Source organism: Atopostipes suicloacalis DSM 15692, from assembly GCF_900129085.1.
In the GTDB taxonomy this organism is placed as follows: Bacteria; Bacillota; Bacilli; order Lactobacillales; family Carnobacteriaceae_A; genus Atopostipes; species Atopostipes suicloacalis.
Genome location: NZ_FQUF01000024.1, coordinates 1 through 15,750 on the forward strand (window position 1 = coordinate 1; position 15,750 = coordinate 15,750).

The 15,750-nt window shown below is 34.1% G+C and carries 15 protein-coding genes and 1 pseudogene; 1 reads left to right on the forward strand and 15 read right to left on the reverse strand.

The features are described 5' to 3' along the window. A partial coding sequence (locus BUB96_RS07640) for a helix-turn-helix domain-containing protein (protein WP_159431732.1) occupies nucleotides 1-276 on the reverse strand: 276 nt, incomplete at its 3' end. A 57-nt stretch (nucleotides 277-333) separates the two neighbouring features. Between BUB96_RS07640 and BUB96_RS10485 the strand changes: the two genes are divergently transcribed. Next, a complete protein-coding gene (locus BUB96_RS10485; protein WP_200789076.1) occupies nucleotides 334-477 on the forward strand; it encodes a hypothetical protein in 144 nt (47 codons plus the stop codon). Nucleotides 478-593: 116 nt separating this feature from the next. Here the strand turns inward: BUB96_RS10485 and BUB96_RS07645 are convergent, their stop codons facing one another. From BUB96_RS07645 to BUB96_RS07710, 14 genes and pseudogenes are all read right to left on the reverse strand, one after another. After that, on the reverse strand, nucleotides 594-1,325 hold the full coding sequence (locus BUB96_RS07645; protein WP_073298288.1) for a tyrosine-protein phosphatase: 732 nt from the start codon (nucleotides 1,323-1,325) through the stop codon (nucleotides 594-596). A gap of 201 nt (nucleotides 1,326-1,526) precedes the next feature. Next, nucleotides 1,527-2,639, reverse strand: coding sequence for a hypothetical protein (locus BUB96_RS07650; protein ID WP_073298289.1), 1,113 nt, complete (start codon nucleotides 2,637-2,639; stop codon nucleotides 1,527-1,529). A 207-nt stretch (nucleotides 2,640-2,846) separates the two neighbouring features. Then, nucleotides 2,847-3,133, reverse strand: a pseudogene (locus tag BUB96_RS10585) (ABC transporter ATP-binding protein); the annotation flags it as partial. A 69-nt stretch (nucleotides 3,134-3,202) separates the two neighbouring features. After that, on the reverse strand, nucleotides 3,203-3,688 hold the full coding sequence (locus BUB96_RS07660; protein WP_073298291.1) for an LURP-one-related/scramblase family protein: 486 nt from the start codon (nucleotides 3,686-3,688) through the stop codon (nucleotides 3,203-3,205). A gap of 119 nt (nucleotides 3,689-3,807) precedes the next feature. Next, entirely contained in the window at nucleotides 3,808-4,440 is a 633-nt protein-coding gene (locus BUB96_RS07665) for a CBS and ACT domain-containing protein (RefSeq protein WP_073298292.1), read from the reverse strand. Between the two features lie 2 nt (nucleotides 4,441-4,442). Further along, nucleotides 4,443-5,147: an ABC transporter ATP-binding protein gene (locus tag BUB96_RS07670; protein ID WP_073298293.1), complete on the reverse strand. Its 705-nt coding sequence runs from the start codon at nucleotides 5,145-5,147 to the stop codon at nucleotides 4,443-4,445. Beyond that, entirely contained in the window at nucleotides 5,148-5,921 is a 774-nt protein-coding gene (locus tag BUB96_RS07675) for an ABC transporter ATP-binding protein (protein WP_073298294.1), read from the reverse strand. Nucleotides 5,922-5,926: 5 nt separating this feature from the next. Continuing rightward, on the reverse strand, nucleotides 5,927-6,913 hold the full coding sequence (locus BUB96_RS07680) for a branched-chain amino acid ABC transporter permease (protein WP_073298295.1): 987 nt from the start codon (nucleotides 6,911-6,913) through the stop codon (nucleotides 5,927-5,929). Nucleotides 6,914-6,921: 8 nt separating this feature from the next. Further along, nucleotides 6,922-7,800, reverse strand: a complete 879-nt coding sequence (locus BUB96_RS07685; RefSeq protein ID WP_073298296.1) for a branched-chain amino acid ABC transporter permease — start codon at nucleotides 7,798-7,800, stop codon at nucleotides 6,922-6,924. A 33-nt stretch (nucleotides 7,801-7,833) separates the two neighbouring features. Beyond that, nucleotides 7,834-9,015, reverse strand: coding sequence for an ABC transporter substrate-binding protein (locus BUB96_RS07690; protein ID WP_073298297.1), 1,182 nt, complete (start codon nucleotides 9,013-9,015; stop codon nucleotides 7,834-7,836). A gap of 327 nt (nucleotides 9,016-9,342) precedes the next feature. Continuing rightward, complete coding sequence (locus tag BUB96_RS07695) at nucleotides 9,343-10,500, reverse strand: ABC transporter substrate-binding protein (RefSeq protein ID WP_073298298.1); 1,158 nt, start codon at nucleotides 10,498-10,500, stop codon at nucleotides 9,343-9,345. Nucleotides 10,501-10,926: 426 nt separating this feature from the next. Beyond that, on the reverse strand, nucleotides 10,927-12,696 hold the full coding sequence (locus BUB96_RS07700; RefSeq protein ID WP_073298299.1) for an ABC transporter ATP-binding protein: 1,770 nt from the start codon (nucleotides 12,694-12,696) through the stop codon (nucleotides 10,927-10,929). Continuing rightward, nucleotides 12,693-14,423, reverse strand: a complete 1,731-nt coding sequence (locus BUB96_RS07705; protein ID WP_073298300.1) for an ABC transporter ATP-binding protein — start codon at nucleotides 14,421-14,423, stop codon at nucleotides 12,693-12,695. Before BUB96_RS07705 ends, BUB96_RS07700 begins: the two co-directional genes overlap by 4 nt. Nucleotides 14,424-14,603: 180 nt before the next feature. Next, nucleotides 14,604-15,617: an alpha/beta hydrolase gene (locus BUB96_RS07710; protein WP_159431733.1), complete on the reverse strand. Its 1,014-nt coding sequence runs from the start codon at nucleotides 15,615-15,617 to the stop codon at nucleotides 14,604-14,606. Nucleotides 15,618-15,750: the final 133 nt, after the last annotated feature.

Genomic DNA, 15,750 nt, shown 5'->3' on the forward strand with positions numbered 1-15,750 from the left:
ACGGTCAAAACTATCCGAAAGATTTCGCAGAGAAGATTGTAAGGCAATACTGTCGACTTCTTTAAGCCAAATAGTCTCTTCTTGTTTTTTTAGGCCTGGAAGTTGGGCAGAACACTTTCCGTAAGACAATCCCTTTCCTGTTTCTTTATACGTTTCGTTCCATTGATTCAGGAAGTGGTTGTATACGAACCGTGAACAACCGATGGTTTTGTTGATTAGGATAGCTTGCTCCTTGTTTGGGTAGAGTCGAAATTTATACGCTTTATGGATTTTCATTGTATTATCACCTCACTTTAGGTATATTTATTATACCTATTAATAGGATGAATAACAATGGAAAGAATCACTAAAAGCATACGGTTTCCAAACAAATTGGAAGCAAGAATTTCTGAATACCAGAAGCAAAATGAGATTAGCACCTTTACACAAGCATTATTTGAGTTAGTACGCATTGCATTAGAAACGAAAGGCTTTTGAGCTGACGCTCAATCGGCATTCATCTTCCACTTTCCCTTTGCTTAGAAGTGAGAGTCTTCTGCCGAAAAACGATAAAATAATTAAACTTAGTAAAATTAATAAAATGAGATATGATTTTAGTTTTTAAAAGGTTTAACCTTTTGTCCCATAAAAATTTTTTCTGCATTATCTACGAGATACTCTTTATATGTTGTGCCATAAACTTTATCTAAAATTTTTAAAGCTTCTACCATATTAAATGGACGTTCATAAGTGTTATGGGCATCTGAAGCAATAACATGTATTAAATTTTCTTCCATCATGTAGTGTGATGCTTGTCGTATTTCTTCAGTATAGTCCCCAACAATTGAAGAAGCTGTGACTTGTGAAATACAGCCCATCTCAATTAATCCCTTTAAAAGATCAGGATTGTCTAAAAACGGACGTTGTCTTTCAGGATGTGCGATGACCGGTGTAATTCCAGCGTCGAGCATTTCTTGTAAATAAGTACGAGCAAAAGAAGGAAAATCACTCCAAGAAAATTCAACAAGATAATATTGTCCATTCTCATCTAAAGGTAAATAATTACCTGCGAATAATTCCTCTGAAAACTCTTCATTCATTCGGATTTCTTGACTTGGCGAAACAGTTAATGGAATATTTTCTTCTTGGATAGCTTGTTCAACTTCTTTTGTTAGTTTTAAGACTTTATCTTTTTCATTGGTTACCCAGTATCGGTTATGATGCGGAGTTAAAACAGTATGTGTGATCCCTTCTTCAACTGCTGCTCGAGCAAGTCGAAGGGTTTCTTTTATGGAATCTGCCCCATCATCAACATTCGGAATTAAATGCGTGTGTATATCAATCAACTATATGAGCCCCTTTTAATTTCTTTTATAAAGTACATTTTATAAGAATTAGGCAAATGTATCAAACCAAAGTTCTTATATGACAGAAATGAATTTTATGCTGTAAATATAAATAGCCTTCAATCTAGAGAAATTGTTTACTCTATTTCTGAAGGCTATTTAATGAGAAATTTTATACTTTTATTTATTTTATAATAGAAATTATTCTTTAATAGTATCTACAATAGCTTGTAAATAGCCATTTGTATCAACAAAAGTAGCTCCACTGACTACATCTGTTATATCATCGTCTTCACCTAAACCATCTAATTCTGCAATCGTTGCTTCAATATCTTCTACTGAAGAGCCGACAGCAAAATCAATAATGGCTTGCATATTGTCAGAATAAGTACTTGTTGCATCTGCAAACTCAGTCATCATAGCAGAATAGGCCTCATCATTTTGCATTTTTGATGCAAGAACAACATCTTCGCTATAATTTTCACCAAAACCAGCATCACTATTAGGAACGCCATCAAAATCTGCTGGATCTAAAAATTGGAATTCATCCACTGAAGCAGCTAAAACAGTATCACCATTATGTAATACGGAGACAATTCCAAAAGACTGATCACCATGTGGCGCCTGAAGTGAATAACTGAATTCAGCATTTGCAAGATCCGCATCTGCTGCCCCCATAAATTCAAGGCCTTCATTTGCTGTATCTACGATGGATTGTAAATAACCATTAGTATCTACTAAGGTTGCGCCAGAAACAACATCTGCTACATCGTCATCTTCACCTAAACCATCTAATTCATTGATAGTTTCTTCAATCTCAGTAATTGTTTTTCCTTTAGCAAAGTCTTCGATTGCTGTTAAGTTATCACTGTATGAAACAGTAGATCCAGCTTTTTCCATATTTTCAGAATAAAATTCGTCATTTTCTAATTTACTGATTAATGTTACATCTTCTACAGAGCCATCACCGAATTTACTCTCTGAGTTAGGAACTCCAGTAACTTCTTCACTATCCATAAATTGATACTCATCAATAATAACATCTGCTACTGTATCCCCATCCATTACAACAAATGTAGCAGCAAAAGATTTGTCTCCATGCGGTGCTGTATATAATGTTTTAATCGTTGCACCGGCTGTTTCTTCAGTCTCTTCAACTGAATCATTTGTTTCCTCTGCTCCAGTATCCTCATTTGTTACGTCTTCTGTTGGATCTTCTGTAGCGTTGTTATCTTCTGGTGTATCTTCTGAATTCCCACAAGCCGTAAGTAATAACGTCGAAGATAATAATCCCATTAAAAATTTATTTTTCATATGAACCACTCCATTATATATTTTTATTATTTTATGATAAGTTCAAGTTAATAATATCACAATTTTTTATAAAAACAAACCTATTTTTAAATATATATATAAAGGATCCCTATGTTTATAGCACTTAATATATATTTTGTTTATAAAAATAATCACAAATAAAACATGTAAGAATTCACATGTTTTATCTTATATAGTCATTTATCCTAAGAAGAATGCTTGTCTCTGTCCTTCAGAGAGCACCCTACTTCCATTTTTAAACGGTCTTCTAGACTTAACTGAAGCTTTTCTAATTCATTTTTAAAAAATGTGCGATCCTTTTCTTTAATTCCACGACTGAGTCCGCGCTTTTGGCCCCTTTTCATCGCAACGGAAAGATTTTCTTCTATAGTTAACCGACTAGCGGTTCCCATACGTGTATCTTGAAAAACTCGACTAATATATTTTGCACGTTTATTGACAGATATTTCTGTAATATCTTTGTTTTCTAAAAGGTATTTTTTAATCGCACTCTAAATTTGTTATCATAATGGGCTTTACTAAATTTGTCTCTATTAACTACTTTAATTCTTACTTTGTGTATCAATTAATTCATCGACTGCAATTAAAACAGCCACGGATAAATCTATAAAGGTTTCATCATATATTGAAATTTCATAGGTATCTCCCCACGTTAACCATTTTTTGTTTATACTTGCGAGTTCTGCTCCTTCACTATATAAAGAATAATTATGCGCGAAAAAATCTCCCTCAACATATAATGTAAAATCTTCAATTTCTATATCAAAACTGTGCCGGAAAAATGTAAAATTTGTGCGTATTTTAATGGTTTCACCACTTACGAAAGTAATCGTATAAACGGGAAGTAAAAAAGCAAATCCTCGTTCAATTGTAAAAACAAGATCCCCTTTCGCATTCGTTACATTATAAAACTTACCAACAAATTGAAATTCTTGGTCTACATAATATACAGGCTCTTCTTTTTCATTAAAAATTGGATAATGATCAGTTATTTTAAAGACAGCTTGTTGAATGTAAAGTTTTTTCATAGGAGTCTCCTTGGTCATTTTAATTTCGTCAATAAATAGACTTTGATCTTGTATAAAACAGATTATACAGGATAAGTAATCAAGATGGAAAGCCTAGATTTTACACTAGGCTTTAAATATTATAGACGAGTAATCGTATATTCTGCTCCTGTTAGTGCGCGTTCTGTACGGTCTCCTGTTTCATCATCTGTTTGAATCGTGATTTCAATTTGTCCTTCTAAACGATTGACCATAATGTGAGATAAGCTTGTGCCAGCCTCTGCTAATGTTTGAGTGATATGGGCTAAGACTCCCACACGATCTTCTTGAATATGAATTAAAAATCGTGATCCTGCTTGATGATAACCAGATAAATCAATAAGTGCTTTAAAGATATCTTTATATGTTACAATTCCTACAACTTCTTTTGAAAAATCTAAAACAGGTAATACTGTAATATTTTCATTTTTCATAATAGTGGCAGCTTCTTCAAGTAACGTATCTGCTGTAACGGTCACTTTTTGTCGCGTCATAATCTCACTTACCGTCATTTTATCAAAAAGATAATTCATTTCATAAATACTCAGACTTGTTACGTTGGATGGTGAATTTTCAGCAATTTCTTCATCTGTCACCATGCCAATATACTGCTTATCTTTAACTACAGGTAAACGATGAAAATTATTCTTTTCCATTAAATCTACTGCGTCTGTTACTCTTGTATCTGGTGTAACTGTAATTACATTTTTTGTCATAAAATGTCCTACATTCATAATTAACCTCCTAAATATGCTTTTTGAATTTCGTCACTATCTAACAATTCCTGAGCAGAACCTGAGGCCACGATCTTTCCCGTTTCAATTACATAGCCACGATCTGATATCTCTAAAGCAATCGTCGCATTCTGTTCAACTAATAAAATCGTCGTTCCTCGTTCACTAATTTCTTCAATAATATTAAAAATTTCTTTGATAAATAAGGGAGCTAAGCCCATAGAGGGCTCATCTAACAGTAATACCTCTGGATTCGATAATAAAGCTCTTCCCATCGCTAGCATTTGTTGTTCTCCCCCTGAAAGAGTTTGTGCATCTTGATTGAGTCGTTCTTTTAAAATGGGGAAACTTTCATAAACACGTTCTAAATCTTTTTGGATTTCTGCTCGATCTTTTCGTAAAAATGCCCCCATTTCTAAGTTCTCTTTTACCGACATTCCATTAAACACTCTTCGCCCTTCAGGTACTTGTGAAATCCCAGCTGCTACAATATCTCTTGTGCTAGTTTTTATGATTGGTTTATTTTTATATCGTATTTCTCCTGAAGTTGGTTGAATTAAGCCAGAAATACTATTTAAAATAGTTGTTTTTCCAGCTCCGTTTGCTCCAATTAAAGAAACAATTTCTCCTTTATTTACTTCAAATGTGACCCTTTTAATGGCTTCAATTACGCCATAGTGAACCACAACATCCTCTATTTTCAACATTTAATCCCCACCTAAATATGCTCGAATAACATGTTCATTTTTTTGAATCTCTTGAGATGTTCCTTCGGCAATTTTCTTACCATATTCTAAAACATAAATACGTTCAGAAATATTCATAATTACTTTCATATCGTGTTCGATAAGCACAATAGCAAGATCAAATTCATCATGGATTTTTTGAATAAGCTGCGTCAATTCATTACTCTCTTTAGCATTCATTCCTGCAGCAGGCTCATCTAAGAAAAGAAGTTTGGGATTAGTACCTAGTGCACGAACAATCTCTAATTTCCGCTGATCTCCGTAAGGTAAATTAGAAGCTTTATATTTCGCTTTATCTTCCATATTGAAGATTTTTAACAAATTCATGGCTTTTTCGGTCATTTCATTTTCTGTTCGATAGAATTCTTTTGTTCTAAAAAAAGAATGAAAAATATTGGCACCTTGTTCAGTATGCATTCCAATACGCACATTTTCTAGTACAGTAAGATCTTTAAATAAACGAATATTTTGAAAAGTTCTTGCAATTCCTTTTTGCCCAATTTTTGAGGTATTTTTTCCAGATAATTCATAACTCTCTTCCTGTGGCTTAAAAGAAATGCTTCCTTCAGAAGGCTTATACACCCCTGTTAATAAATTAAATAAGGTTGTTTTTCCTGCGCCATTGGGTCCAATTAAACCAATTAATTCATTTCGATTAATTTCTAAATTTATATGAGAAATTGCAGTTAATCCACCAAAGTTTTTTGTAACATTTTCAACTTTTAATAAAGTCATAAACTTTAAACTCCCTTCTCTTGTTCCATATTTTCAATTGATCCTGGAACATCTTGCGGTCGTTTAAATAATTGACTGAGTGAAAATTCAACGTTCCCCATCAATCCAGATGGTTTAAAGATCATAATTAAAATCAAAACGAGTGCATAAACAATCATTCTCAATGCACCAAACTGTTGGAGATAAACATTAATGATTCCTAATGCAATGGCTGCTACTATACTTCCTGTCACACTACCAATTCCACCAAATACTACAATAATTAAAACATCTATGGATTTATTAAAGGTAAATTGACCTGGATTAATCACCCCAAAATAACTTGTATGAATACTCCCGGCCAATGCAGCTGTAACTGCGCCTATTAAAAAGGCTAAGTTTTTATAATAGGTGGTTTGGATACTCAAGGATTCTGCAGCAATCTCATCTTCACGAATAGAGATAGTTGCTCGTCCTGGACTACTGCGAATATAGTTGGAAACCACAAGAATAGTTAAAGTGGCCGCAAAATAAGCAAAACGCCAATCAGCAATTAGAGGAATTCCACTAATCCCGACGGCCCCATTCGTTAAATCAGGAAGATTTAAGATAGCTACACGTATAATTTCACTTGCTCCAAGTGTTGCTATCGCAAAATAATCTCCTTTTAAACGTAAAGTAGGGATCCCTACAACTAATGCCACTAGACCAGCTAAAATCATTCCCATTAATATACTAATTATAAAGCCACCGGTACTGGGAATATTGCTTAAAAGAATCCCTGTCGCGTAAGCTCCTATTGCCATAAATCCTGCATGACCTAACGATAATTGTCCAGAAAAACCTACAATGAGGTTTAAACCTACCGCCAAAATAATATTAATAAATATATTTACAACAGTGATTTCATAAAAAGGATCAATAATACCTACAAAAGTTAAGACTTCCAGTATTACATAAGTCAAAATAATTAAAATAAGCCATCCAATATTTGTACGATTAATAATTTTCATTTAATCACCTACACTTTCTCGGGTTCATATTTACCTAAAATTCCTGATGGCCGAACAAGTAATATGATTATAAGAATTAAGTAGACAACTGCATCTCTAATCATAGAATTTCCAAAAGCAGAAATCATTACTTCTGTTATTCCAATGAGATAACCTCCAAGCATTGCACCAGGTACACTTCCAATACCACCGACAACTGCAGCGATGAAAGCTTTCAAACCAGGCCCCGCTCCCATTGTAGGTGTAATTGTATTGTAGTACATTCCAACAAGCATCCCCCCTGCCCCAGCTAACATAGAGCCTAAGAAAAAAGTAAAACTAATGACTTGATTCGAATTAATTCCCATTAATTGAGCAGCTTCAGGATCATTACTGACCGCACGCATTGCTTTTCCAAATTTTGTTTGTTGTACAATGAGTTGTAAAGCGATCATTAATAAAATTGTTGTAGCTAACATTAAAAGCTGCATCGTGCTAATTTGAATAGCTCCAAATTTATATAATTGATTATTAATAATTTGGGGAAAGGAGCGAGTCTGAGGGCCTGCAATATAAATCATCCCGTTCTGTAACAAGTAACTCATCCCAATAGCCGTAATTAACGAGGCAATCCGAGTGGAATTTCGTAAAGGACGATAAGCCACTTGATAAATTACAAGCCCTAGAATCCCCGTAATTAACATTGTAAGAATTAGCGTAGGAAGAAAGCCAAGATTAAAATTCGTTATAATATAATAGCCTACAAATGCTCCGACCATATAAACATCGCCATGAGCAAAATTCAGCAAATTAATAATGCCATAAACCATAGTATATCCTAAGGCAACGAGTGCATATACGCTACCTAAGGATAAACCATTAATGAGTTGTTGAATAAGAGTATCCATTTTATTCACTCCTTCTATTTATATATGCAAAGCTTATAAATCATCTGGGTCAACTATGTATGTATTTACAGCTTCCCCATTTTGTAATTCTAAAATCGTTACAGATTTTGAAGGATTATGCATATCATCGTATGAAAAAGTTCCTGTTACCCCTTCAAAATTCTCTGTTTCTGCAAGAGCTTCATTAATTTCTTGACGATTTTCAGAACCTGCCCGTTCAATTGCATCACGCATGACATAAGCTGCATCATAAGCCATAGCAGCAAACATATCAGGCTCAGATCCAAAGCGTTCTGTATAATTTTCAACAAACTGATTAACTAAAGAATTTTCATTTAATACTGTAAATTGAGTGGTGTAGTATACATCATTTAGATTTTCTGGTCCTGCTAAGTCAATCAAAGCTTGATTTCCAAAACCATCCGGTGCTAAAATAGGTTGATCAAGTCCTATTTCACGTGCTTGTCGAACAATTGGTCCACCTTCTTCATAATAACCAGTCACTAATAACACATCAAAATCACGTTCATTTAAACTTGTTAAGGTTGCATTGAAATCTGTTTGTCCTGCTGTAAAGTTCTCTTTAACAACAACTTCACCAGAAAAAGTCTCTTCAAAAAAGTCAACTAAGCCAATTGAATAATCACTAGAGTTATCCATTAAGATTGCAACTTTTTGCGCACCTAAATCTTTTTCGGCAAACCGTGCCAAAGCACCTCCTTGGTAACTATCCGGAAAGGCTACACGCCAACCCCATTCTTCCACAGTATCATCAGAAGCTACCGTGTAATTATCAGCGGATGCCGAAGGTGAAAGTGTCGGTACTTCATGTTTTGAAGAACTTTGTAAAGCTGTTTTAGAAGAGCCAGAAGTATCTGCACCCAAGATGGCATCTACATTATCCTGTGTCGCTAAGCGCGTAGCCAATTGAGCTGCTTCTGTATCTTCTGATGTATAATCATAATTTACAAGCTCAATTTCTTTACCATCTAATACTCCTCCGTCTTCATTAATTTCATCTATTGCCATCTTTATAGCATTTTCTTGGGGCGTTCCATAAGCGGAAACAGATCCAGTAGTAGCAAATATAGTCCCTAGAGTTACTTCTTCATCTTCATTAGCTGCATTGCCTCCAGCTCCTGTCCGACTTCCACAACCTGCTGCAAACAATGCAGTTGCGGCCAACATACCTACTAATCCCTTTTTCAAATTCATTTTTTCTACTCCTCCTATTTTTTTGTCATCAAAATAAAAAAACAAGCCTCTTTTTAAAGGCTTGTCTTAGTAAATTTTTTAGAATTACTATTACGAGCCCTGCTTTGTAATGTACAAATAGGACTCTTGTAAAAAGAATCCTGCTACGTAATAATAATAATGACTAAATGATTAGAAGGTAATTGATATATAGATGTATTTGAATGCATTTTATTCATTTTTTGATCATACATTTTGCTTACCTCCATCAAATATTTCATTTATTATAGCAGATTCATTAACGTTGTCAAATGTTATTCTAATTTATATCTAATAAAACTTTTTTCTTTAAAAATTCGGATCTACTTCATAAACACCCACTTCTTCATTGTCTTGAATCTCTATAATGTTAACTGTTTTTACAGGATCATGCTTCTCATCAAAAGAGAACGTTCCAGTAATTCCAGGGAAATCTGTTATATCTTTAAGCGCTTCGTTCACTTCTTTTGGATCTGAGCTTTCTGCATTTTCAATTGCTTCTTTTAACACATATACAGAGTCATAAGCCAAACCGGTAAACATATCTGCCTCAATATTAAACTCATCTTTATAGTTTGAAACGAATTCTTGTACGGCAGGATCTTCAGACGTTACAACAAAGTGACTTGTATAATAGATATCATTCATATTCTCTGCACCAGCTAAATCACGAAGAATCTCATTTCCCATTCCATCTGGTCCAAGAATTGGCTGCTTAAGACCCATTTCTCTTGATTGTTTTATAATAGGTCCTGCTTCTTCATAATATCCCGGAACATAAAGAACATCAAAATCTAGATCTTTAATATTAGTGAGTACAGCACTAAAGTCTGTTTCTCCTTCCGAAAAATTTTCAGATGCTACAATTTCACCATCAAATATTGTTCCAAATGTTTCAGTTAATCCAATCGCATAATCACTAGAATTATCACTTAATATCACTGCTTTTTTAGCATTTAATTCATCATTTGCAAATTGAGCCAACGCACTTCCTTGAAAAGAGTTTGTGAAGCTTGTGCGCCATGCATAAGGATGAACATCTCCATTAGAATCGGTTAATACGCCATCATCTGTTGCAGTCGGAGACATAATAGGTACCTCTGCCGTATTTGCACTTGGTATTGCTGCTTGCATAGAGCCAGTCGTTGCAGGACCAATAATTGCTGCAACTTGGTCTCTTGTTCCCAAACGCGTAGTGAGACTTGCTGCTTCTGTTTCATCAGTTTTAGTATCATATTCTATGACTTCAACTTGCTTTCCGTTGATTCCTCCATCTTCATTAATTTCAGCAACAGCCATATGTACTGCGTTATTCATAGACGTTCCATAAGCTGCTGCTGAACCGGTTAATTCAAACATAGAACCAATCTTAATGGAATCGGTCTCTCCTGCTTCTCCCTGACTCCCACAACCAGCTATAATAATTAACATCATTCCTAAAACAAAAAATTTTATACTCTTTTTCATATTTTTCTCCACCTTATAAATATTTCAACATTCATCAAAAAACCAAAAAAGGACGAGCTATTCTTCGTATTGAAGAATTAGGCTCGCCCTTTAAACTTTCATTAGTTAAGGAGAGCCTCATTTAAAAACTAAAGAGGGCTCTCCATAATCTACGTAATGCTCTGCATGTAGATTAGGTAGGTCCCTACTTAACTAATAATAATAATAAATTTTGATTTAATGAAAAGAAGCCAGAAAATAGACGCTTTTTATCTTTTAGTTTGAAATCTGTTTGCATTATTTTTGGCCTCCTAAAAAGTTGTTGAAGTTATTCTAATCGATTACACATAAATATGCAAGTCTTTTAACTGTTTTTTAATAAAAAAATAAAGCACTATTCGATTTAACGAACAATGCTTTATAATCTATATAAAAAAATGAAATAATCTATTCTTCAGCAAACTGCGATTGATATAAATCAGCATAGAAACCATTTTGCTCGATTAATTCATCATGATTCCCTGTTTCAATAATAGTTCCTTGATCCATCACTAAAATTAAATCGGCATTTCGAATGGTAGATAGACGGTGAGCAATTACAAAACTTGTTCGTCCCTCCATAACTTTATCCATCGCACTTTGAATTAATTGTTCTAGTCTTGTATCAACAGAACTCGTTGCTTCATCTAAAATTAAAATATCCGGGTCACTAATAATCGCCCGTGCTATGGTTATCAATTGCTTTTGTCCCTGTGAAATTCCATCACCATCTGGATCAATGACTTCATCATAGCCATCAGGAAGAGTTCGTATAAAATGATTTACGTTTGCGATATTCGCAGATTTTATAATTTCTTCTTCTGTCGCATTTTTATCTCCAAAGCGAATGTTTTCAGCTATAGTATCTTCAAATAACCAAGCATCTTGTAATACAAGACCGATGTGGTCGCGAAGATTCTGACGAGAAACTTCAGAAATATCCACATTGTCTATATAAATAGCTCCACCCAGAATCTCATAAAATCTTAAAATTAAATTAATCAGTGTCGTTTTTCCTGCACCGGTTGGACCTACAATAGCTACGGTATCCCCTGGCTTTACTGTAAAGTTAATGTCGTTCATTAAAATATTATCAGAGGAATAACCAAACTGAACATGATCAAAAACAACTTCGCCTTTAACTTTTTCAGGCAATTGTTGGGTTTCGTTTGAAAAATCTTCTTCTTCTTGATCTAAAAGTTCAAAAACTCGAGCACTTGCAGCTCCAGCATTCTGCATAGCTCCACTCATCTCGGTCATTTGATTAATGGCTTGGTTGATTTGGCTTACATATTGAACTAAAGCTTGTAAATTTCCTAAGGTAACCGTTCCTTTAATCACTTGACTTCCGGAGGTTAATGCTACAACGACATAGGCCATATCTGCAGTAAAACGAGTGACCGGCGTAACTAACCCTGAACGGAAACTCGCTGTCGCTCCAGCTCGTGCTAATCTAGCATTCATGTCTTTAAATTGATTTAAAGATTCTTCTTCTTGGTTATAAACTTTCATTTCTGTAAAGCCACTTAAATGTTCTTGAGTTAAAGCAAATAAACTACCTAAAGCTTTTGTTTGCTCTTTCCAAATGGGTTGTCCCCACTGAACAAGTAAACGTGAAAGAACAAGGGCTAAAAACATCATAATAAATATAGTAATTAAAACCTGTGGTCGAATCGCAATAATCATAACGATAGAAAAAATAATTTGTAAAATTCCCATAATTGTAGGAGAGAAAGTCTGCGTTAAAAAGTTTGATACAGACTCAACATCGCTTGTTACTCGGCTTAGTATGTCTCCTAATTTATGATCATCAAAATAAGAAACTGGTAAACGATTCATTTTATTACTAATATCATTTCTTAAATCAAACATAGATTTTTGAACGACACCAGATATAAAGAATGTAGAGAAATAACGTCCAATCATATTTAATGCTCCACGTAAACCGTAAATAATCATAATCTGGAGTATATACGAATAATTCATGCTTGCTCCAGGTACTCCTTGAGCAAGATCAATAACATTCTCACCAATTTCAGTGATCGCTAGTCCTAAGATAAAAGGCTCTAATCCTGCTGTAACAACAACCACTAAGATCATTATAATCCCAATAAAAAACTGTCCTTTATATTTTTTAATATAAGGCCATACTCGTCGTAACTCAATTATATCTTTCATCCGTATAATTCCTCCTCGCTTAGCTGTGTACGAGCAATTTCTAGATAGAGGTCACTATTTTGTAGTAATTCTTGATGTGTTCCTATATCTACGATCTCACCTTCATTAAGTACAATGATTTGATCAGCATTTGTTATTGAAGAAACACGTTGAGCTACGATAAATGTTAATGCATCTGTAGTCTCTTCAGAAAGTAGGTTTCTTACCTTCGCATCTGTTTTAAAATCCAGAGCAGAAAAACTATCATCAAATATATAAATTTCAGGCTTATCAATAATAGCTCGCGCAATGGCTAAGCGTTGACGTTGACCACCAGAAAAGTTTGTTCCGCCTTCTACAAGATCCGAACTGTATTTCTTTTCAAGTCTTTGAATAAAATCATAAGCTTGAGAAATAGACGTTGCATGATCAAAATCTGGTTGTTCAGCCTCTTCTTTACCAAATTTTAAGTTATCAGCAATTGTTCCACTAAAAAGTAAAGATTTTTGTGGAGTATAACCAATCTTATCTCTTAAAGCCTCTAAGTTATACTCTCTAACATCTACTCCATCGACTAAAATTTTCCCTTTAGTCACATCATACAGTCGTGGAATTAATTGAATAATCGTTGACTTTCCACTCCCTGTAGAACCGATAAAAGCGACTGTCTGCCCCTTATGAGCTTTAAAAGAAATGTCTTTTAAAACAGGTTCATCTGCATCAGGATATTGGAAATAAACATTTTGAAATTCAACTTCTCCTCTAGTTTCTGTCTCGGTGACACCATCTTTATTCAAATGAATGGATGGATCTGTATCCATAATTTCTTTGAGACGACTAGCACTTACTGAAGCACGAGGATACATAATAAATAATTGAGCAAGTATTAGTAAAGAAAACAATGCTTGGAAACTATACTCAATAAAAGCAGTCAAAATCCCAATTTGCATATTGCCTAATTCAATTTGTCGAGAACCAAAAAGCATAATAATAATAATCATGCTTATAATTACAAAACTAAAAGCTGGATCTGTAATGCCTAATGTTCTAAATAACTTCAAACTATTATTTTTATATAAATTATTTACATCTTTAAAACGATTAAAGCGATTTTCTTCCTGAGTGAAAGAGCGAATCACTCGAGAACCATTAATATTTTCTCTAAAAATCCCATTAATGCGATCTAGGTTCTTTTGTTGTTTTTCAGATAACGGACGTACAAATTTAGCTATAAAATAAATAATACCGACCATTATAAATAATGCCGGAATTAAAATAATCATTAAATTTGAACTGATTTTTAACATCATTATTATAGTTGTAATTGTCATCAATGGAGCCATTATCCCCATGCGTAAAATTTGATCCGCAAATTGCATCAAAACAAAAGCATCGGTAGAAATACGTGTCGTTAGCGACGCTACCCCCATCTCTTTATATTGGTCATGCGAAAAATTTGTCATTTTTTCATAAACTTCATTACGCATTTCTTCGGTCATTCTTGCTGTTGCTAGTGAACTTCCATATGTGTTTACTGTTCGACCTACAAAGCCAATAATTCCTAAACCTACCATCCACCAACCAATAGTTATTGCTTTATCAAAATCACCTGATATTAGAGCAGTATCGATCATTGCTCCTAGTAAAGTAGGTAGTCCTATCATTGCTGCTACTTTTCCAATGGTTCCTATTAAACTGATGAATACATACCCATGTTGCTTTTTCAGGTATTGCCACATAAATCCCATAAAATTCCTCCTTTTCCACCAAAAACTGTATTCAATCTTACTATATTCTTCATAAATATATGTATGGGACTGTTTTTACAGTACTATATATGGTATCTTGTTTCGTGAGCAAAGTCAAAAAAAGATTCAACGAAATTTCTATAAAAAAAGGACTTTTTTACTCGGCCTTTTTAGTCATTTTTATTTATAGTAATCAATGAAAGAAAAAACAGTTTGATAATAAAGTTCAGGTTCTAAAAATTTTGATTCCGTATGCCCTGCACCTTCAACAATAAATGTTTCTTTCTCACTTGTTGGATGGGCATCATACAATTCATAGACCATTGGAGAAGGTACAAAGTCATCTGCGGTCCCATGAATAAATAATGTAGGAGTTTTTGATTTTGCTACCCAGTCTGTTGTAATTCCGTCGTTGAATAAATTTATATCTGCCCGAGGAACAGCTACTGCACCTGCCATATATAAAGCGGGAAATGCGGGAAGTTCGAAGCGTTGATATAACTCACTTTCGAATACATCCCAAACACTTGTGTATCCAGAATCTGAAATAACAGCAACAACTTCTTCTGGAAAATTTTCAAGACCTGAAGCCATTAAAACTGTCCCCGAACCCATAGATTGTCCATGGGTAACAATTTTAGCCTTTGGATGGCGTTTTATTAGTTCACCTAACCAGCTAACTAAATCATATTTCTCTTTAATCCCCATAGTTAAATATTCACCTTCGCTTTGCCCCATGCTTCGTTGATCATAGCTGAGTACATTGTATCCTTGTTCATAATAATGATGAGCGACAGGGTACATATTTTCTTCAGAAACCTGATATCCATGAACCACAACAACCCAGTCATCAGAAGGTTCTTCTTGGTAAAATATATGACCACGTAGGGTTAGATCATCATAGCTTGTGATTTCAATTTCTTCTTTTAAATCTTCTGTATCCACTAGCCATTCATCAACTAGTTGATCTTCACTTTTTTTGGTTTCAACTATAATTTGTTCAGCGCTCTCTCCTTTTGTTTCTACTCCTGAAGGTAAGACATCCGTTACTGGTTCACGATCCTGTCCACCACTATTAGGTACTAAGGCATAACTAACAAAATAATTCCCTACAAAAATAGTTAATAGGACAATAAAAGTAAATAAAATAGAAAAAATAATTCCTATTCTCTTCTTTGTAAAATATTTCTTCAATATATTTTCTCCTTACTCTGCATAAAAAATATGTAAAACAATATCACCCATTATAGCTATCCATAAACAAATTATCAATTATGTTTATCATAGTCAAACATTTATAAATTTTAATTTGGATTTAATAGGATAG